This window comes from Sporosarcina sp. So3-204 (assembly GCF_058068165.1).
Genome location: NZ_CM176485.1, coordinates 2,549,809 through 2,570,820 on the forward strand (window position 1 = coordinate 2,549,809; position 21,012 = coordinate 2,570,820).

Consider the following 21,012-nt stretch of genomic DNA (forward strand, 5'->3'; position numbering starts at 1 on the left):
GAGAAGATACATTTTTTTTGCTACTTTACTTTTTTATTTGCCAATTAAGTATGTTTTTAATAACGCTAAACGTTCACGTGTTCTTAATTTTGCTTCAACAACTTTTGGTGTTTTCGCAGAAACGACATCTACTTGCAAATCCAATGTATTCGCAAGTATTTTGGTACGCGCCAGATGGAAATCACTAGTAATGATAGTAACAGATTTAATAGAAGTAGGTAATTTCTCTTTAGAAAACAATAGATTTTCATAAGTTGATGTTGAATTTGTTTCCAGTAATAAACGCTCATCCTTTATACCATTGCTATTCAAGAATCTCTTCATAGCCTCAGCTTCACTAATTTCTTCTCCGGGACCTTGACCACCAGATAAGACGAACTTCACTTGTGGATACCTTCTTGCATAATCTAACGCTGCCTCCAAGCGATAACGCAAAGAGAGTGATGGTATTTCTCCATTTACTTTAGCACCTAATATGATTGCGTAATCATTCTCCCCATTAGCGACTGGTTTTTGACCCTCGTCAATCCATTTTCCTGATATAACCCATAGAATAATGACAAAACCTATAATAAAAATAAATAGTAGATATTTAAATAAATGACGTTTAACAATCACTATCCAAGAACTCCCTTATTAAATAATTAAGTATAGTAAACGCTACCTTTTCCTATACTAGTTTTCGACAAATACAAAGAGAAACCTTCATTATTTAAACAATATGCTAATTCATCAATCAAAAATTATTAAAGAAAAAACCCTCAACTTTTTACAGAAGAAGGTTTTGATTCACACTTATTTTTTCCTATTAATTGTACTATGAACTTCTGTTGGTAGACCCCATAATTTAATAAAACCTACAGCAGCTGTTTGATCAAATTCATCAGCTGAGGTATAAGTAGCAAGGTTTTCATCATAAAGTGAATTTGGCGATTTTCTTCCTTCAACAATCGCATGACCTTTAAATAACTTCACACGAACAGTCCCATTTACATATTGTTGTGTATCTTTAATAAACGCTTCTAACGCATTTCTAAGCGGAGAGAACCATAGACCATTGTATATAAGTTCTGTTAGTCGTTGTGCAACGATTGGCTTAAAATGAGCTACATCCTTAACAAGTGTAATATCTTCAAGCTCTTTATGTGCTTTAAGAAGCGTAATCGCACCTGGACACTCATAAACTTCACGAGATTTTATACCAACGAGACGATTTTCTACATGATCGATTCTGCCAATTCCATGCTTACCTGCCAGATTGTTTAAATGTAGGATAAGTTCGCTTAATTTATAACTTTCCCCATTCACTCTAACAGGAACACCTTTTTCAAAATCAATTTCAATAATTTCAGCTGTATCAGGCGCATCTTCCAGTGCTACTGTTAAATCATAAGCGCCTTCAGGTGGAGTTGCCCATGGATCTTCTAACACACCACACTCGTTAGCTCTTCCCCATAAGTTTTGATCAACCGAATAAGGACTATCAAGATTGATCGGAATCGGAATGTTTTTTTCTCTAGCATACTCGATTTCTTCTTCACGAGACCAGCTCCACTCACGAACAGGTGCTATAACTTCTAATGAAGGATTAAGTGCTTTAATCGCCACTTCGAAACGAACCTGGTCATTACCTTTACCCGTACAACCATGTGCAACGGCAGTTGCATTTTCTTGTTCAGCAATTTCAACAAGTTTCTTAGAAATTAATGGACGTGATAATGCTGAAACAAGTGGATATTTATTTTCATAATAGGCCTGAGCTTGTAAAGCTAAGAGTGCATAGTCATTTGCAAACTCTTCTTTTGCATCGACAATATGACTACTGACGGCTCCTATTCTTAGTGCTTTCTCTTTAATTTCAGTCAAGTCTTTCCCTTCGCCTACATCTAAGCATACTGCAACAACATCATATCCCTCATCCGTCAACCAACGAACAGCTACGGATGTATCTAGACCACCTGAATAAGCTAACACTACTTTTTTCTTTGACATGAAAATCCTCCTCTAATACACACCATGTATATTTAAACGTAAAACAGTATAACCCGAATAACATGTTGACTAGATTATACGATGATTTCAACCTTTTTTTATATCAGAGAGAGTGTTCATCATATTTATTAACTTATTATTTCACACCATGCGCTACCATTGCATTGGCAACCTTTAAGAACCCTGCAATATTTGCTCCGATAATTAAATTACCTGGATGACCATACTCAGCTGCTGCCGACATACAACTTTCAAAAATATCTTTCATAACTTTATGCAGTCTTTCATCTACTTCTTCTACTGTCCATTGAAGTCGCATACTATTTTGAGACATTTCCATTGCAGAAACAGCAACGCCGCCAGCATTTGCAGCCTTTGCAGGTCCAAATAAAACACCGTTTTCCACAAACAAATCTACTGCTTCCAAAGTACAAGGCATATTTGCCCCTTCAGCAATTGCTTTTACATTATTAGCAATTAGTTTCTTTGCCGAGTCTTCATCTATTTCATTTTGAGTAGCACAAGGAAATGCATAATCACAGGTCACAGACCAAATCCCTGAACAATCTTCATAATATTTAGCGGTAAGATGTTCTTTTGTATAGTCTTTGATTCTTCTACCTTCAACTTCTTTTAAGCGCTTTACTGTATCAAGATTTATACCTTCTTCATCGTAAATATAGCCACTCGAGTCACTACATGCTACAACTTTACCACCAAGCTCCATCACTTTTTCCATTGCATATATAGAAACATTACCAGAGCCTGAAACGACGACAGTACTTCCTTCGAAACTTAAGTTATTTATTTTCAGCATTTCTTCAGCAAAATAAATCGTCCCATAACCAGTTGCTTCTTTTCTTCCTAAACTACCACCATGATTTGGATCTTTGCCAGTAAATACGCCAGCCTCATATCCACCATTTAATCGGTTATATTGTCCAAACATATAGCCAATTTCTCTTCTACCTACCCCTATGTCCCCTGCTGGTACATCCGTATCCGGTCCAATGTATTTTGACAACTCTGTCATAAAACTTTGAATAAACCGCATAATTTCACGCTCTGATTTTCCTTTTGGATCAAAATCAGAACCACCTTTACCAGCACCAATTGGTTGTCCGGTAAGTGAATTTTTAAATATCTGTTCAAAAGCTAAAAATTTCATAATACTTGTATTTACAGAGGGATGAAAACGAATTCCACCCTTATATGGTCCTAAATCATTATTAAATTGCACTCTAAAGCCACGATTTACATGGACTTTTCTTTGATCATCTTCCCACGCTACCCGGAATGTAATAATACGATCAGGTTCTGTTATACGTTCAAGAATTCCATCTTTAATATATTCTGGATTTTTCGCGAAAACTAAACGAAGTGAATCAAAAATTTCTCTAGTTGCTTGTAAAAATTCTGTTTCTCCAGGATTTCTTTTCTTAAGTAACGCATATACTTCATGGACATAGTTGTTTGCCAACTGTTTTGGATCCGCATAATCTTTTGAAATATTTGTCATATTAATATCAGTCCTTTCTGAAAACCAAAAGAAAATCCATAGATTCTCCATCAAACCCGATATCTTAACAATTCGAATTCAATATCATTCCTCTATTATAGATATAATTTGATATTTATACAATGTGAAAATTCGGTACAATAAAACATTTTTGTGTATTTTTTAAAAAAACACTATCTTTTTTTTAAAAAAAGAGTATTATTAAATTATTCAAATAACTAGTAAGGAGCAGATGATTATAGTAAAAAACAAATAGAAAGAAGGAGATCTTTATGAAATTCAGGAAAAACGTACGGGCATTCTTTGGCGCAAATGTTTTATTACTATTCACCTTTGTATTTCTCCCAATACTCATTATTAAGCCCGATGTTGAATTGATACAAATAACTCTTGATTATTTAAATAAAGATTAACTCTCCATTAAAACTAATAAAAAAATTACTTGACATGTTATTTTAGTTTGCTATGCTTAAACAAATCTAATATTACTTTTAACTATGTTGATAGGGATATACTTTATCTGAAAATCTTGAGAGAGCTAATGGTTGGTGTAAATTAGCGGTTAACAGATAAAGGAGCACTCTTGAATAGTTGGGTTGAATTTATAGTAGGCCCATCCGGCGCATGCCCGTTATCCATGTTAGAGATTTGTCTTATTTTATTTTAAGACAATAAAAAGGGTGGTACCGCGTGAGTCACGAAGCTTTTCGCCCCTTACATTACGTAAGGGATGGAAGGCTTTTTTTGTTTTTTAAAAATGAGAGGGGAAGATTTTATGTTATCAGATCAGCTAATTTTACGAATTCCAGGTCCAAGTCCTATTCCACCAAGTGTGCAACGTGCAATGAACCAAACAATGATTGGTCATCGCGGGGCAGATACTTCTAAAATGATTAGAAATATCAGTCCAAAACTCCAAAACGTCTTTGGTACAACACAAGAAGTTGCAATTATTAGTGGTAGCGGAACTGCAGGAATGGAAACTGCTGTTGTCAATGTAGTCCAACCTCATGAAGAGGTACTTGTAATCGTAACAGGTGCTTTCGGTGAACGTTTCACTAAAATTTGTAAATCACAATCAATTACAACTCATATTCTAGTTGTTGAATGGGGACAAGCATTAGACCCTTCAGAAATCCAAAAATATATCCAAGAAAATCCAACTATTAAAGCTGTATTCGCTACATATTGCGAAACGTCAACAGGCGTATTAAACCCAATAAAGGAACTAGCATCTGCAGTTCGTAAAGTTTCTGATGCACTAATTATTATTGATGGTGTCTCTTGTGTTGGTGGCGTTGAAACTAAAATGGATGATTGGGGAATCGACGTCCTCGTAACAGGTTCTCAAAAGGCATTTATGTTACCCGCAGGACTTACTTTTGTCGCAGCTAGTGAACGCGCTTGGGCGATTATAGAAAAGAATGAAAGACCACGTTTTTACTTTGATTTATCTACTTATCGCAAGAATTTATTAAAAGATACAACGCCATTTACACCAGCTCTCTCTTTGTTATTTGGACTTGAACAAGTTCTTGATTTATTGGAAGAAGAGGGATTAGAGCAAGTGAACGAGCGCCATCAGTTAATGAAAAACATGACGCGTGCAGCTTTTAAAGCATTAGACATACCCTTACTCGCTAGCGACGAATTCGCTTCACCTACTGTAACTGCAGTTCAACCACAAGATTTTGATGCTGATGAACTTAGAAAAGTACTAAATAAGGAATTCAATCTAATTATCGCAGGTGGTCAACAACATTTAAGTGGTAAAATTGTTCGCATCGGCCATATGGGTTACTGCTCACCTGCTGACGTGCTTCAAATAATTGGTGTCATTGAAATTGCATTGATTACAATTGGTAAGAAAATTGAATTAGGTAAAGGAACTGCAGCAGCGCAAAAAGTATACTTACAACAGGGAGTGCAAAAATAAATGACTTTTAATATATTAATTACAGATCCCCTAAGCGAAGAAGGTATTCACCCTTTACGACAAGCCGAAAATTTAAATATTGTAATTGACACAACAAATACACCTGAAGAATTACTTGAAAAGATTGGTGAATATGACGCTTTACTTATTCGTAGCCAAACACAAGTAACACGTGAAGTAATTGAAAGAGCAACTAACTTAAAAATTATCGGTCGCGCAGGCGTAGGTGTTGATAATATTGACTTAGATGCTGCAACTGAACATGGTATTATCGTCGTAAATGCACCTGATGGAAACACTAATTCTGCTGCAGAACATACGATGGCAATGTTAATGGCTTTAGCAAGAAAGATTCCTCAAGCATTTGCTTCCCTAAAAAATCAACAATGGGACCGAAAATCATTTATGGGTGTCGAATTAAAAAACAAAACACTCGGTATTGTAGGCCTAGGTCGAATTGGCGCAGAAGTTGCGGCTAGAGCAAAAGGACAAAGAATGAATGTTATTGCATATGATCCCTTTTTAACGGAAGAAAAGGCTAAGAAAATGGGTATTTCTTCAGGCACTCTTGAAGAAGTATTGAACCAAGCTAACTTCATTACAATCCATACCCCTTTATTAAAAGTAACGAAGCATTTGATTAATAAAACTGCATTTAACCAAATGAAAGACGGTGTGCAAATAATAAATTGTGCACGTGGTGGTATTATTGACGAAGATGCATTATATGATGCCATCGTCGCAAAAAAAGTAGCTGGAGCAGCGCTAGACGTATTCGAAATAGAACCATTTGTCGGTCATAAACTACTTACACTTCCTGAAGTAATTGCAACGCCACACATCGCCGCAAGCACATATGAAGCACAAGAAAGCGTAGCTGTAGATGTGAGCGCCGATGTTGTTAGCTTTTTAAATGGCGGTGTCGTTCAAAATCCCGTAAACCTTTCTTCAGTACCAAAAGAAGTTATGGTTAAAATCCAACCATTCTTTGAGCTCGCAGAAAAACTTGGTTCTTTCCTCTCCAATTTAATTGATGGCGTCATTGAGGAAGTAAGCATAAAATATTCAGGTGATTTAGCTGGATTTGATGTTCGTCCATTAACACGCAACACAGTTAAAGGTTTATTGAAAAGATATCACGGCACACAAGTCAATGATGTTAACGCAAAATATATAGCCACCCGTAACGGAATTGAAGTAAATGAACACAAAACATCTTCCACAAAAGGATTTACTAACTTAGTAACTGTTACTGTTAAAACAAATACAGGAACTAGAAGCGTTTCTGGGACACTTTTAAACGGCTTAGGGGCCAGAATTGTTAAAGTCGATGAGTATGTCGTAGATGTCATCCCTGAAGGTCATCTTGTTTTCATTAAGCATTTCGATCAACCAGGTGCAATCGGTCGTGTTGGTACATTCCTAGCCAAAGGAAATATCAATATCGCCACTATGCAAGTGGGTAGAGCAAATGCTGGTGGAGATGCCATTATGATGTTAACAATTGATAAGTATGTAGATGATTATGATATAAATAAATTAAAAGAGTTAGAAGATATTTCAGACGTTGTTGCGATAGATCTATAAATAAAAGAGGTCATCCAAATGTGGATGACCTCTTTTATTATAACTTTTCAACTATTGGTAATAACTCTTGTAAGTCTTTAATTTCATACGTAGGCTTTATATCAGCATGTTGTTTATTATTTTCTCTATTAATCCACACAGATTTCATACCTACTCTTGACGACCCTAATATGTCTGTCATCAAATTATCACCAACCATGATCGCCTCATCAACCTTTATACCGCACTCTTCCAATGCATGGTCGAATATCGTCCGGTCCGGCTTACCTTTTCCAAATGCCCCAGAAATAATGATATGTGAAAAATAAGGTGTAATTTCCGGCGTGATTTCTAGCTTCAAATTTTGCAGACTAGGTGAGCCGTTTGTTAGTAATAAAAGTTGATACTTTCCTTTTAACTGTTCAAGAACGCTGAAAGTTTCTTGATAAATAAAAGGATGCTTCTTTCTTTCTTTAGGAAACATTCCCGAAAGCTCTATGCCAAGATTTTCATCATCAATGCCAAGACGCTTTAGACCACCTATCCAGGCATTTCTCCTATAAGCTGGCACTACTTCCTTCATCTTCTGAAAAGACTCTCCCGCGTCATCAAAAGTACCCCAGAGGCCTTCAAATGGGTTAATACCGATCATTTTTGTAAATTCATACACTTCATAAGATGCATATATTTCACTCGCTTCTGCTCTTACCGACTTCTCAAGTAAATCAGGATTTATTTCATATTTCTCAGCAGCATATTTACAAGTTTCACTAAATGCAGTAGCCACACTTTTTTTATCCCACAATAAAGTATCATCTAAATCAAACATTATTGCTTTTAACATAGTGAACAACTCCATTTCCAAATTTGCATTATTAAAAAATCGCCCCTAATACTTCTAGGAGCGATCAAGACTTTAATTACGGTTAAAATAATCAGTTACAGCGCCGATTGATGAACAAGACACATTATGTGCGTACTTACCAAGTACTCCACGTGTATGAAGTGGAGGTGCTACCCAATCTTTACGACGTTTTTCAAACTCTTCTTCAGTAACTGCAACTGAAATTTCTTGTCTTTCTGCACAAATAGTAATTTCATCGCCATCTTGTAAGAATGCGATTGGTCCACCAACTTGCGCTTCTGGCGCAATATGTCCCACTACAAGTCCGTGTGTACCTCCTGAGAAACGACCATCTGTAAGAAGAGCTACTTTTTCGCCCATTCCTTTACCAACAAGAATTGCTGAAATAGATAACATTTCTGGCATACCAGGTCCGCCTTTAGGTCCTACATAGCGGATGACTAATACATCGCCTTCATTGATTTTATTATGCATAACGGCATCTGTCGCTTCAGCTTCCGTATCAAACACGCGTGCAGGTCCAGTATGAACTTTAACCGAAACTCCTGACATTTTAGCAACAGAACCACTTGGCGATAGATTACCTTTAAGAATAACTAACGGTCCATCTTCACTAAATGCTTTGTCAAATGGCATGATGACTTTTTGTCCTTCAGTCAAATCAGGTGCACTAGCTAAGTTTTCAGCAATCGTTTTCCCGGTAACTGTAATACAGTCTCCATGTAGATAGCCAGCTTCTAGAAGCATTTTCATAACAGCTTGTACCCCACCAACATTGTGAAGGTCTTCCATTACATACTGTCCACTTGGTCTTAGGTCAGCAATATGCGGTGTTTTCTTTTGAATACGATCAAAATCATCCATTGATAAGTCGATATCAATTGCGTGTGCCATCGCTAGTAAATGGAGAACCGCGTTTGTAGAACCACCAAGTGCCATAACAACTGTAATCGCGTTCTCAAACGCTTCTTTCGTCATAATATCTTTTGGATATATGCCTAATTCCAACAAATGATACACTGCTTCCCCAGCTGCTTCACAGTCCGCTAGCTTGTCAGCAGAAACAGCAGGATTTGATGAACTACCTGGTAAGCTCATACCCATTGCTTCAATTGCAGACGACATAGTATTCGCAGTGTACATACCACCACATGAACCTGCTCCAGGACATGCGTTACATTCAATCTTTCTAAGTTGCTCTTCATCAATTGTTCCGTTATTTAATTGTCCTACACCTTCAAATACAGACACTATATCAAGATTTTTTCCGTCTAGTTTTCCTGGTGAAATCGTACCACCATATACAAATACAGCGGGAACTTCAGAATTTGCAATAGCGATCATACAACCTGGCATGTTTTTATCACAGCCACCGATAGCAACAAGTCCGTCTAAGCTTTCTCCGCCGACAACTGTTTCGATTGAATCCGCGATCACATCACGACTTGGTAATGAAAAACGCATGCCATCAGTTCCCATTGAAATCCCGTCAGCAATTGTAATTGTATTAAAAATCATTGCAACCGCGCCTGCTTTAGTCGCACCTTTTTTTGAAGCAATTGCTAATTTATCAATATGTACATTACACGGGGTTACTTCACTCCAAGTGCTCGCAATACCGACCATTGGTTTTTTAAAATCCTCATCAGTCACACCAACTGCACGCAACATCGCTCTGTTTGGTGCTTTCATCGAACCTTCACTAAATACTTTACTTTTTATTCTTAAATCTTTTTCCAATGAATATCCACCTCTTTCTTGATTTAATTATACGGCTTTTTATTTATACTTCAATGCTTTTTTTCTATTAATTGTGCCAATTAAGTAAACGGAATATTTAAAACGGCTTTTAATCAAGCAAAAAAGTAAAGCGCCTCAAACTAATGGCACTTTACTATATCGCTTACTTAATTTTTCGTATCGTAAAATTATCATTTAATAACAGCCAGTTTTGAGGGAATGCTAAACCTAATTTCCAATACATAATCCCACGCAAGTCAAACTCCTTAATCAAATCAAATTTCGCTTGAATGCTCCTTGCATCTTCAAACCAAACGACATGATAGACGCCAGCATCGTCATAATACTGAAAAAATGGTGCTTGTGCTACATTATCATATTGTATTTCTGCATTTTCTCGCAGCGCGATGGCTATCGCTTGTTGAGGACTAACCGCTTTCGCTGCAGATCCTCCCTGTGGCGGGAATGGCGTTGACCAATCATACCCGTATAAGTTCTGCCCAAGTAAAATCTTTTCTCGGGGTATAACACTAACCGCATACTCAACAATCCGTCTGACTGGCAAAATAGGACTCACTGCTTGCGGATCACTATACGTATAACCCCATTCGTAAGTCATTAAAGCTACGAAATCGGCTAGCTTACCGTGTTCTGCATAGTCATGTGCGCCGTATATTCCTGTTCTCACATCACTCGCCTTAGGTGCCACTGCAGTCGATAAAGTAAGCCCAGCCGCGTGGAATCTAGTTCTTGCTTTACGGAGAAATTCATTGTACAAACTCCGGTCTTGAGGGTTTATGAATTCAAAATCAAAATGAACATCTTTATAGCCGACATCATTCGCAGTTTGAATTGCATTTCCAAATAACTGATTCTGTGCAACTGGATTAGTAAAAATAGCATGGGCAAGATCTTCACTAAATGCATTATTTTCCAAATTACTAATAACAAGGGCATTGGCAGCACCCTTTAATGTAGCTATTTCTGGTATATTAGCAATCGACGGAGCAACAAGCGAACCATCTCGTTTTGCTTGGTAGCTAAACATAGCGAGGTAAGTTAGTGAGCCTGCCAACTTTCTAACCTCGTCAACCATCGTCTCACTTACCGGCGTTCTAGGCTCAACATATAACAAGACCTCAATTTCCTTCTTGGGTTTTTCAGGAATGTATAAACGCTGTCCAATTCGAAGAATGCTACTTGTAGGTATATTATTCACCTTTGCAAGTTCTTGGTAGGTCATTCCATATAATTGCGAAATTATATATAGCGATTGGCCCCGCTGAACAACATGATAACTTCCAACTATCGGGATTACTAATGCTTGCCCAACAACTAATTTTGAGGGATCAGGTATTTCATTTACCTTTACAACCTCTTCATAAGAAATTCCATAAGCCTTGGAAATACCGTATAAACTCTGCCCTCTTTGAACAACATGTATTTGCATAACTACTCGTCACCCCTTCACAACAATCTCCCCTATTTAAGACTATTTGTGCGCAAGACATATTATGCATAGAATGCTAATTTTATTCTTTATGAGTATATAGGAAACCGCCCGGTGAATGAAGTTCAGTGGACGGTTTCCGTAATTAAACAAAACCAAGAAATGCTACTCCAAAGTCTTTACAGCAATCCTTTGTCTCTTCGCTTTTCTAAAGTGGAATAATTCATAAATGACTGGGATAATGACCAGAGTTAACAAAGTAGATACAGCTAACCCTCCAATAACGACAACTGCTAATCCTTTCGATACAATGCTACCCATTTCTTCTTTCCCAAATAAAAGTGGGATCATTGCAAAGATTGTCGCGAGCGCAGTCATGACTATAGGGCGAAGTCTGGTCGCACCGGCTTCAAGAAGTGCTTCACGGATTGACATTGTATCTTCATTTTGTCTAACACGATCTAATAAGACAATTGCATTCGTAACCACAATTCCAATTAGCATTAAAGCCCCAATCATAGCGCCTATATCGAGAGGCGTTTGCGAGACTAATAACCCTAAAACTGCTCCAATGACCGCTAATGGTAATGTAAACAAGATAACTAACGGGGCACGTAATGTTTTAAATGTTAACACCATGATTAAATAGACAAGACCTATAGAAACAGCCATCAATTGGAATAGCTCTGTAAACTGTTCTTCTTGTGCGTTTGCTGCCCCCCCGGTCTCCAAGGTAATCCCATTCGGCATGACTAAGTCCTTTGTTTTAATATTAATTTCTTTGGAGATTTGAGATAAATTTGTTGAGTCAGCTATTACACTAATCCTTACATATTCATTTCCGTCTTTCCTTAACACAGTTGTAGGTTTATTCGACACTTCAATTTTAGCAATAGATGAAAGTGGTATTATTTCTTGATTGACTAGAACAGATACATCATTCAATTCCGCCTTAGATGTTGGATGAAACGAGTGATCGAGTAAAACCGTTGTTTCCTTTCCCTCATGCTTAATTGTACCGAGCGGAAATGGATTAAGCTGAAGTTGAACTTGACTGGCAACTTCCATAGTATTTGCTTCATCAGAATTAATCACAATTTCATAAACCGGTTTCAGCTCATTTTGATTACTCGTAACTTTCTCTATCCCTTCAATCGTCTTCACTTCTTCAATAACTTTATCTGCTGCTTTTATCAATTGCCTAGTCTCTTTACCTACAACATCTAAAGTGATTGTTGAATCGTTAAAACTAATCATCGATTGGAACACGACTTCTATTTCCGCTTCTTCATAGTTCTCTTTTTGCTGCTCAATTTTCGAGACTAAACGCTCAGTATTTGCTCCGCTTTTCATAACAACATGAAATTGTCCTGAATTTTGAGAACTCATGTTGCCAAACTGGGCATCTTCTGGATTTGTACCAAGGAACAAGATAACCTGTTCCACATCTGTTTGACGTTGTAAAAATGCTTCTAATTCATATGCTTCCTCTTTTACTTTCGCGAAGGGAATGCCTTCAGGATATGTGAATGAAACTGAAACATCATTATCTGAAGCGTCAGCCGTCCCTTTTGGCATGATTGCATACATTCCAATAGCACCTACAAAGATAACTAAAGACAAAACAAGCGGCACCCATTTATGGTTCAAGCACCAATTTAACACACGTAAATATTGCGTCGGCTTTTTATATACAGGCAATTTACCTTTTTGTAATAATCTAGAACTCATTAACGGAACGACGATTAATGCGATAAGCAGTGATGATAACAGTGCATAAGTAATCGTTAGAGCGAATGGTAATAATAAGTCTTGCATTGATTTTACCAGTCCCATTGGTAAAAATACGGCAACAGTCGTTAATGTTGAAGAAGTAATTGCCGAAGCTACTTCCTTTGTCGCATCAACAATTACAGTTTTTGAAAAATCGCCATTTTGAGCCTTCCTAAAAATGTTTTCTATGACAACAATACTATCGTCTACTAGACGTCCAACGGCTACTGCAACCGCACCTATCGTTAAAATGTTTAAAGTAATACCCGACAATGATAGCAATAATAGTGTTAACCCGAGAGATAGCGGAATACTGACTACCGTAATAAAAGTCATTCGTATATGCCTTAAAAAGGCGAAGATAATTATAGTTGCAAACAATGCACCTAATAATACCGCTTGCATCATACTATCCACAGAATGTACGATAAAATCCGAGAAAGAAATCAACATCGATGCTGAAATAGTAGATGAAAACTCATCATTTATTAAAGTCATCGTCTCTTTTACCTCTTTACCAATAGTTACCGCATTTGCATTCGATTCTTTAAATAAAAGAAGCGCAACTGCTTCCTTACCATTCACTCGAGTGAAAAATGTCGCACTAGAATTTGCTACTTCCACTGTCGCAATGTCTTTTAAGCGAATACCAGGAGCAACTTTTAATTCCCTAAGTGCTTGTTCTCCTTCGATTTGTCCAACTATTTTAATTGCGGTCTTCTTTCCATCGATTGTTTCCTCGCCAACCGCAACGGACATGTTTTTCCCATTAAGAAGTCCCATTAACGCTTGAACAGGAATTTCATTTGCAGCCATCTTTTCATGATCAAGTTTGACATTAATTTGTGTTTGTTGACTTCCATAAACTGAAACGTTTGATACCCCAGATATCCCTTGAAATTTCGGCACAATTTCTTCTTCTATTTTTTCCATATCATCTCGATTAAATCCAGCAGGAAAAGATAAACCTATTTGCCATAATGGAATCATATCAATATTCAATTGTGAAACGATTGGACTAGAATAACCATCAGGTAATTGAACGTTATTCACTGCTTCCTGCACTTCATTTTTTGCATCTTTCATGTCAATAGAGGCATCTAGCGCTATATCTACCGATACATAACCATCTGCAGATGTTGAAAAAACATGTTTTTTTCCTTTTACTGACCCAATCGCTTTTTCAATTGGCTTAGTTACTTGCTCCGTCATTGTATCTGCATCTGTTCCTTGCCCTATTACAATGACTGACACCATTGGATTATCTGCTGCAGGTAGAAATTCTTTTGGAAGTGTGAAATAACTTAGTGTTCCTAATCCCAATGACAATACAATCATCAAAATTACTGCGGCCTTATTCTTTAAAGCCCAATTTGTAAACCAAATAATTTTTATCTTCCCCTTTTCAAATTTAATATAATTTTCTAACTAATAGCTAGTTTAGTTGAAAAATAACAAGGATAGAACAGGCCAAAGTTTGAATTGTTCTCAGTACTAAGTCTGAATTGGCTCAAAGGACATCGTGAATTACTTTATTTTTTGAATAGCATTTCTTTATAACACCATACTAATAATGATTTGAAATTTTAATTATAGGAGGAAATTATTAATGACACAAAACCCAATCGGTCAAAATCATCTACAAACAGGCAATGTACCACCAAAAATGAACCACGGTGGTCATGAACTATTTGTTGTGAAAGAAGTACTATCTTTATCCGTTGCTGCTTTAAACCATTCAGTCATACTGCGCCCGCATGTTAAAGATCAAGAATTACTCAGTATTTTAGATAGACAATACCAGTTTGCACTTGACGAGTACAATATTACTGTCGAAGCATTTAGTACTGGAAAAGATCCTTCACACCCTACTAGTAGTTACAAGATGCAAACAGAGAACGATTTTATTTATGGAATAAAACCATCACAACCTAAAAAACCAATCCAAAGCGCTGGGGAAATAACCGATGAGATTATTTCGGGTTATTTATTAGGTTCCGCAAAAACTAGCGCTTCAGGAAAAGCAACGGCCGCTCTTGAAGTAACAAATCCAGTAGTACGAAGAGTTTTAGCTGATTCAGTCCCGAACTGCATTGAAATGGGTTATGAACTGTCGATTTATCAAAACAAACACCATTATTATCAAGTTCCCCAGCTGGATCAACAAGATATGCAAGTAATACTTAGCTCATTTGCACCTGCTACAGGTCAATCCTCCATGCCGGATTCAAATAAACTTCAATAGTAATTGTTTAAAAGCAGTCAAGATAAATTATCTTGACTGCTTTTTTCATTTTTATTTCATTTATTAGAAAATAGAAATAATTACCAGTACTTATTGTGTTTGTAATATAATAACTGTATCATTTACATAGAGAAATAAATTATGATCAACATAAATAAATAAGAATAGGGATAGGTGATAGATGTGCGAGTTGCGATATTTGATTTTGACGGAACAGTGTATGCGAAAGAAACTTTCCAACTTATGATGGAACAGTTAAAAAACCACCCCATTTATAAAAAGAGATATAATCGTTTTTATAGAGGTATTTTACCCCTATATATTGGCTATAAAATAAAGATTTATCCAAAACATAAAATGCGCGAACGTTCAATGCATTTATATTTAGAGGCGCTTAAGAACTTAACTGCTGATGAGTTAGATTTATTTTTCGAAGAATTTGCAAGTAAAATGCAACAAGATTTTAATCCAAATGTAATTGAACGTTTAGAACAGCATGCTTCAAACAATATAAAAGTGATTCTTGTTTCTGGTGCATTTACACCCCTACTACAAGCTGTTACAAAAGATTTACCGTTTGATAATATCATAGGCACTGACATTCCATTACATGGACATATTATTGATACTAAGTCTACACTCTTTTATGTTCAAGGTTTGAAAAAAAATGAAAGAATTGATACATTGTTAGCAAATAAAGAAGTGGATTGGGAAAATAGTTTTGCCTATGCAGACAGTTACTCGGATTTATCCGTTTTAGAACTTGTAGGTAACCCAGTTGCTGTTCAACCCGAACAAAGTTTACGTTCAGTAGCAGAAAAAAGAGCTTGGGAGATTATATAAAGAAGATTATTTTCAAGTATTTATAAAACCTAAAAAGAGCGATACCAGTAAATGGTATCACTCTTTTTAATTTTTGATTTTTAATTAATATTATAAAATGTTTTTGCTTTTTCTAGGAATGGTAAGTCCTCATCTAATAAATCTTCTTCGTGATAAATTGCCTCTACCGGGCAAGCCGCAACACAAGCACCACAATCTATACAAGTATCGGGATCGATTAGATACTGATCATCACCAAGTTCTATACAGTCTACAGGACAAACCATTACACAATCCGCCGCTTTTTCTTCGATACACGCTGAAGTAATGACATAAGCCACATTAACATCTCCTTTTTAAAAACATTTTCGATTAGTTTCTATAGTAAGCTTAATATACTTTCAATTAAATAAAAACCTTTTCTATAAATTTTAATATTTAAAAACAACAAATTATTGTTATGAGTAATGAATTCCTTAAATTTTACACACTAATTGTAGAATAACTTTATTGATTTCTAGAATATATTTGACTTTTCTATTCATATGTGAGATACTATTGAAGTTAACAATATAAGGTGACAAGCAAAATTTGATATATGGCATTCTACGAACAGTTTTTTTAGAATACTTATTCACACTGGCGCGACTATAGGGTCGCAAGGACGCAAAAGAAGGTAGGGTTTGCGTTGCTTAAGATTAGAAGACACCCAGTGGAACAATTACCGCGGTAAAGGAAGCTAACACTTTCTCTGGAAATTTTCCCCGTTAAAGCGGGTTTATAAATTCAAATTCAAATTTATATGTTACCTTCAAATAAAAGGGATGCACTCTATATAGAGTGCATCCCTTTTCCAATTCTATTTTTACTTGATACAAAGTTGGAAAGTATTTCTTTAATTCATTTTAATACAACTTAATTGGATCCAATAAAAATTAGCCCACCTTACTTTCATTACCTTTTCTATTCAGCCTAATGTAATTAATTAGAATGAGTACACCAAGAATATTAAAAGTGATATTCGCAAAAAACAATATGTACTGAAGGAGAGGAAATGAAGTAAGTGTTTTATTCAGGATATACAAAATCATGCCTATTACTATCAAAGCCAAACCAACATTTCTACTTCCCACTTCGCAAACCTCCTTTATCACAGTTACTGTCAAAAATAATTTGCATCTAATTAAATTACTTTTCAATGCAGGCAACTATTATAATAAATTATATTTAAAACCTATTTCCATTCATAAGGCGTCTCTTGATAAACGTAATAGTTTAACCAATTCGAGAAAAGCAAATGGGTATGTGACCGCCAAGTATTTTTAGGTTCCTCACTTGTATCATCATTCGGAAAATAATTCTCAGGCATTTTCACATTTAAACCTTTTTTAATGTCACGCGCGTACTCCTCAGCAAGCGTTGTCGCATCATATTCTAGATGTCCCGTAACCATAATATGTTTTTCATCTTTAGAAATAATAATAAAAGCTCCTGCATCATCTGATTTGGACAGTAAAGTTAATCGTTCATCCTTTTCAATATCCTCTGCTGAAACACTCGTATATCGTGAGTGTGGCGCTTCAAATAAATCATTAAACCCACGTGCTAGTTTTATAGTGGGATCAGACAGACTGTGACTGAACACTCCAGAACACTTCTCAGGTAGTTCAAATTTCCCGATTCCATAATGGTGATACAACGCCGCTTGCGCTCCCCAACAAATATGCAAAACAGATGTCACATTATTTTTAGTCCAATTCATTATTTCAGTCAGCTCTTCCCAATAATTCACATCCTCAAATTCATAATGTTCAATTGGCGCACCTGTAATAATCATACCATCGAAACGACGATTCTTTACATCATCAAATGTTTCATAAAAGCGGTCTAAATGCGATTTGCTAATGTTTTTAGATTTATGTGTCGCAGTATTTAAAAATGTCACATTTACTTGTAATGGCGTGTTCCCAAGTAAACGTAAAAGTTGTAATTCGGTCTTTTCTTTCTCTGGCATCAAATTTAAAATTGCTATATTAAGTGGACGAATATCTTGCATTCTCGCCCTATCTTCATCCATAACAAATATTTTTTCTTGTTTCAATAATTCTCTAGCAGGTAACTTATCAGGTATAGTTATCGGCATTAACCATCTCTCCCTTTTTAGTAGATATCTATAAAGTGACTAATAATAGTATACACTATTTTCTATATATTCTAATGAGTCTTACAAAATAGATAGATGTATTTTATAATAAAGGATTAACATTTGTATTTAAATACAAATGTTAATCCTTTAATTATAAACCTATTTTTATTTCCAGGGCAAAAGTCTGTTTTCTAACCACTGAAGCAATCTATTAAAAGTTAAACCGAGTAGAGATAAGACAACCACACCCACCATAAGTTTTGTAGTAATCATTAAATTTCCGTAGTGTAATACCATAGAACCAATCCCGTTTTGAGCAGCAATCATTTCTGCAGATACAAGCAGAAGTAACGATGTTCCAGCAGCTAATTTCAATCCTGCAAAAATCATAGGAAGTGAGCCCGGTAAAATAACTTTCCTAATAACATTTAAAGGACTTGAACCAAATGTTACTGCAGCTTTAATAAGTATAGGGTCTACATTTTTAACACCTGAAAACGTATTAATAACAACTGGGAAAAACACACCTAAAGCAATAATTGTAACTTTAGATAACTCTCCTATACCTAACCACAAAATAAACAAAGGTAATAATGCTATTTTAGGAATTGGATAAATCGAATAAACAATAGGCGTTCCAATCGCATCTGCCCATTTGGAAAACCCAAGTAATAATCCAATTAATATTCCAAAGGCTGAACCAATCGCATATCCGACAACAATCCTATAAAGACTTGGCATTAAATTTTCATAGATTTCACCGCTTACAAGCATTTCCCATCCAGTCAGTACGATTGCCGAGGGCGCAGGTAAAAATAAAGGAGAAACAAAATTAAAGCTGCAAATAATTTCCCATAACGCTAGTAACCCGAATAGTCCCAAAAATGAAGCGTATACAGGAATTTTCTTATCCAAAAACGCAACTCGATTCGTTATTATCTGCCGATTCTTAGTCAACTTTCCTCACTCCTTTAACGCTTCCTCAGCATCTTGCCGAATCAGTTGCCAGATTTCATCTGCATACTGTTCAAATCTTATTCTGTGCTGTTCTTCGTTTCTACCCATTTTTGGCAAATCAATTTTAATAATACTTTTTATTTTTCCAGGATGTCTAGACAAGACGATAACACGATCTGCCAAATAAACAGCCTCTTGAATATTATGGGTCACATAAAGCGTACTTAATTTTGTTCGATTCCAGATGGTCAAAAGTTCTTCTTGCATTAATGTTCTTGTTTGTGCATCTAAAGCAGAAAAAGGTTCATCCATTAATAATAAATCAGGCTCAACTGCAAGTGCACGAGCAATCCCAACTCTTTGTTTCATACCACCAGATAATTGTTTTGGATACGCATCTTTAAATCCACTTAGACCAACCATATCGATATAAAAATTGCCTATTTCTTTTTGTTGTTGTTTACTAAGTTTTTTTTCTTCCAAACCATAGATAACATTTTCATAAACTGTTCGCCATGGAAATAAAGCGATTTCTTGAAAAACAATTGCTAAATTCGGTGTCCTATTTAGCTCTCCCTCAAAGTATACGGAACCGCTAGATGGCGATAGTAAACCACCGACAATATTGAGGAGTGTAGACTTGCCGCATCCACTTGGTCCCACCAACACAACAAATTCTTTTTCTTCAATAGAAAAATTTATATTTTCTAACGCTAATACTTCGCCTTTTTTTGAGTCGACAAACTTCTTACTTACATCATCTATAACAATTTTCAATTACATCACTTCCCTATTTCTGTTAACGCATTATCAAGTAATTCTGTATTGACAATCTCTGAAGAATCAACAGCGCTGTCTACTAATTTCTCCTTTACATACCAGTCAATTTGCGTTTGAATATCTGAACCTAGTAGTTTTCCGTCTCTGTCTATATAAGGAAGGCCTTGTTTAATGATATCTGGATCTTGGTCAGTATATTTTGCAATAATACTAATTACTTCATCAAAATTTTCTCCTGGTACTACTTCGCCGTTTTCTTTAGTCAGTACAGCATCAAAATAATAACGAGTAGCCTTCACATAAGCTTTAAGAAACTTTGTAGCAGCTTCTTCATTTTTGGCAAATGCTTGTGAAAAGAAGATTCCTGAGATTTGGTAATCAATTTCTTCGCCAACTTGAGCGATAACTTTACCATAACCTTCATCTAATACTCTTGAAATATTAGGTTCATTTAATAAAACTGCTTCAACTTGTTTACTTTCCAATGTTTCCATCAAACCAGGAATACTATTTAAAGGAACTAATTCGACATCATTAGTCGTTAACCCATGTTCCTCCAATAATCTTCCAGCCATATAATGATATGTAGAACCAGTTTGTGTAATTCCGATTTTCTTACCTTTTAGATCTTCTATAGTTGCAATCTTTGAATCACTAGGCACTAATAAAGCAGTAGAAGAATATCCTTCTTGTTCTCTACCTTTATCTGCGACAATAACTAACTTCTCTCCTCCAGCAACCATATTGTATAAACTTGCTGTAATTCCTGTAGCCCCAACTTGAACGTCTCCACCTACAGTTGCAACAGAAATTGGTTGTGCAGCTTCAAACCATTTTGCCTTTGCATCAAGTCCCTCTTCCTCAAAGAAACCTTTCTCTAATGCGATAAAAAGTGGTGCAGAGCTTGTCAATTTCAACATCCCAATTTCAACAGCTAGTTTTTCAGCAACTTGCCCCGAGTCTTTTTTAACTTCAGTCTTTTCTTCCTCTTTCGATTCTTTACTTCCACAACCAGCTAGTACAAATGTTAATAGAAATACTGAAAGTAATGCGAAAACCATTTTTTTACCCATTTTTTTGCCCCCGATGATAGTTTTATGAGCTCTCTAGTAGTTTTGATGATAGTAAAAATAAACCATTTTCATTAACAAGTTTTGAAATTAAACTATGTATCTCTAATCCTAGAAAAGTTTCTCACGTTTTATTAGAGTAGCACAAATT

Annotated in this window: 17 protein-coding genes and 1 other annotated feature; of the genes, 4 read left to right on the forward strand and 13 right to left on the reverse strand. The window is 35.9% G+C overall.

Annotation, left to right across the window (positions count from 1 at the left end; genetic code table 11):
- Positions 1-33: 33 nt before the first annotated feature.
- From AC3RV6_RS12585 to gdhA, 3 genes are all read right to left on the reverse strand, one after another.
- Positions 34-618: a YdcF family protein gene (locus AC3RV6_RS12585; protein WP_489746386.1), complete on the reverse strand. Its 585-nt coding sequence runs from the start codon at positions 616-618 to the stop codon at positions 34-36.
- 177 nt (positions 619-795) lie between these two features.
- A complete protein-coding gene (locus tag AC3RV6_RS12590) occupies positions 796-1,992 on the reverse strand; it encodes an argininosuccinate synthase (RefSeq protein ID WP_489746387.1) in 1,197 nt (398 codons plus the stop codon).
- Positions 1,993-2,128: 136 nt separating this feature from the next.
- Positions 2,129-3,511, reverse strand: a complete 1,383-nt coding sequence (gene gdhA, locus AC3RV6_RS12595) for an NADP-specific glutamate dehydrogenase (RefSeq protein WP_489746388.1) — start codon at positions 3,509-3,511, stop codon at positions 2,129-2,131.
- 491 nt (positions 3,512-4,002) lie between these two features.
- Positions 4,003-4,229: a binding site (T-box leader), on the forward strand.
- 57 nt (positions 4,230-4,286) lie between these two features.
- Between gdhA and AC3RV6_RS12600 the strand changes: the two genes are divergently transcribed.
- Positions 4,287-5,447, forward strand: a complete 1,161-nt coding sequence (locus AC3RV6_RS12600) for a pyridoxal-phosphate-dependent aminotransferase family protein (protein WP_489746389.1) — start codon at positions 4,287-4,289, stop codon at positions 5,445-5,447.
- Positions 5,448-7,034, forward strand: coding sequence for a phosphoglycerate dehydrogenase (gene serA, locus AC3RV6_RS12605; RefSeq protein ID WP_489746390.1), 1,587 nt, complete (start codon positions 5,448-5,450; stop codon positions 7,032-7,034).
- A gap of 37 nt (positions 7,035-7,071) precedes the next feature.
- Here serA and AC3RV6_RS12610 read toward each other — a convergent pair whose 3' ends face one another.
- The 4 genes from AC3RV6_RS12610 to AC3RV6_RS12625 all read right to left on the reverse strand — a co-directional run bounded on the left by AC3RV6_RS12610 (position 7,072) and on the right by AC3RV6_RS12625 (position 14,257).
- Entirely contained in the window at positions 7,072-7,857 is a 786-nt protein-coding gene (locus AC3RV6_RS12610) for an HAD family hydrolase (RefSeq protein WP_489746391.1), read from the reverse strand.
- A gap of 72 nt (positions 7,858-7,929) precedes the next feature.
- Entirely contained in the window at positions 7,930-9,618 is a 1,689-nt protein-coding gene (ilvD, locus tag AC3RV6_RS12615; RefSeq protein ID WP_489746392.1) for a dihydroxy-acid dehydratase, read from the reverse strand.
- A 163-nt stretch (positions 9,619-9,781) separates the two neighbouring features.
- Positions 9,782-11,068: a glycoside hydrolase family 18 protein gene (locus AC3RV6_RS12620; RefSeq protein WP_489746393.1), complete on the reverse strand. Its 1,287-nt coding sequence runs from the start codon at positions 11,066-11,068 to the stop codon at positions 9,782-9,784.
- A 165-nt stretch (positions 11,069-11,233) separates the two neighbouring features.
- Positions 11,234-14,257 carry an efflux RND transporter permease subunit gene (locus AC3RV6_RS12625; protein ID WP_489749248.1) on the reverse strand — a complete coding sequence of 1,008 codons (3,024 nt, stop codon included), beginning with the start codon at positions 14,255-14,257 and terminating at the stop codon, positions 11,234-11,236.
- Positions 14,258-14,450: 193 nt separating this feature from the next.
- On the opposite strand from AC3RV6_RS12625, the gene AC3RV6_RS12630 reads away from it, so the two are divergent.
- Together AC3RV6_RS12630 and AC3RV6_RS12635 are read left to right on the forward strand one after the other, a co-directional pair.
- The gene (locus tag AC3RV6_RS12630) at positions 14,451-15,086 is read left to right on the forward strand and encodes a spore coat protein (protein ID WP_489746394.1); all 636 of its coding nucleotides are present in this window, start codon (positions 14,451-14,453) and stop codon (positions 15,084-15,086) included.
- A 174-nt stretch (positions 15,087-15,260) separates the two neighbouring features.
- Positions 15,261-15,929, forward strand: coding sequence for an HAD family hydrolase (locus AC3RV6_RS12635; protein WP_489746395.1), 669 nt, complete (start codon positions 15,261-15,263; stop codon positions 15,927-15,929).
- Between the two features lie 80 nt (positions 15,930-16,009).
- Here AC3RV6_RS12635 and fdxA read toward each other — a convergent pair whose 3' ends face one another.
- The 6 genes from fdxA to AC3RV6_RS12665 form a co-directional block, all read right to left on the reverse strand.
- Positions 16,010-16,249 carry a 4Fe-4S ferredoxin gene (gene fdxA / locus AC3RV6_RS12640; RefSeq protein ID WP_489746396.1) on the reverse strand — a complete coding sequence of 80 codons (240 nt, stop codon included), beginning with the start codon at positions 16,247-16,249 and terminating at the stop codon, positions 16,010-16,012.
- Positions 16,250-16,843: 594 nt separating this feature from the next.
- Positions 16,844-17,041 (reverse strand): hypothetical protein, encoded by a 198-nt coding sequence (locus AC3RV6_RS12645; protein WP_489746397.1) that lies wholly within the window; start codon positions 17,039-17,041, stop codon positions 16,844-16,846.
- A 101-nt stretch (positions 17,042-17,142) separates the two neighbouring features.
- Positions 17,143-18,051, reverse strand: a complete 909-nt coding sequence (gene metA / locus AC3RV6_RS12650) for a homoserine O-acetyltransferase MetA (RefSeq protein WP_489746398.1) — start codon at positions 18,049-18,051, stop codon at positions 17,143-17,145.
- A 168-nt stretch (positions 18,052-18,219) separates the two neighbouring features.
- Positions 18,220-19,011: an ABC transporter permease gene (locus AC3RV6_RS12655; protein ID WP_489746399.1), complete on the reverse strand. Its 792-nt coding sequence runs from the start codon at positions 19,009-19,011 to the stop codon at positions 18,220-18,222.
- Positions 19,012-19,017: 6 nt separating this feature from the next.
- The gene (locus AC3RV6_RS12660) at positions 19,018-19,788 is read right to left on the reverse strand and encodes an ABC transporter ATP-binding protein (protein ID WP_489746400.1); all 771 of its coding nucleotides are present in this window, start codon (positions 19,786-19,788) and stop codon (positions 19,018-19,020) included.
- 5 nt (positions 19,789-19,793) lie between these two features.
- Positions 19,794-20,864 carry an ABC transporter substrate-binding protein gene (locus tag AC3RV6_RS12665; protein WP_489746401.1) on the reverse strand — a complete coding sequence of 357 codons (1,071 nt, stop codon included), beginning with the start codon at positions 20,862-20,864 and terminating at the stop codon, positions 19,794-19,796.
- Between the last annotated feature and the right edge of the window lie 148 nt (positions 20,865-21,012).

Coding starts and splice junctions, on each gene's coding strand:
- serA (WP_489746390.1), top strand. CDS start 5,448: ATGACTTTTAATATATTAATTACAGATCCCCTAAGCGAAGAAGGTATT.
- AC3RV6_RS12610 (WP_489746391.1), bottom strand. CDS start 7,857: ATGTTAAAAGCAATAATGTTTGATTTAGATGATACTTTATTGTGGGAT.
- AC3RV6_RS12630 (WP_489746394.1), top strand. CDS start 14,451: ATGACACAAAACCCAATCGGTCAAAATCATCTACAAACAGGCAATGTA.
- AC3RV6_RS12600 (WP_489746389.1), top strand. CDS start 4,287: ATGTTATCAGATCAGCTAATTTTACGAATTCCAGGTCCAAGTCCTATT.
- gdhA (WP_489746388.1), bottom strand. CDS start 3,511: ATGACAAATATTTCAAAAGATTATGCGGATCCAAAACAGTTGGCAAAC.
- AC3RV6_RS12590 (WP_489746387.1), bottom strand. CDS start 1,992: ATGTCAAAGAAAAAAGTAGTGTTAGCTTATTCAGGTGGTCTAGATACA.
- AC3RV6_RS12665 (WP_489746401.1), bottom strand. CDS start 20,864: ATGGGTAAAAAAATGGTTTTCGCATTACTTTCAGTATTTCTATTAACA.
- AC3RV6_RS12620 (WP_489746393.1), bottom strand. CDS start 11,068: ATGCAAATACATGTTGTTCAAAGAGGGCAGAGTTTATACGGTATTTCC.
- metA (WP_489746398.1), bottom strand. CDS start 18,051: ATGCCGATAACTATACCTGATAAGTTACCTGCTAGAGAATTATTGAAA.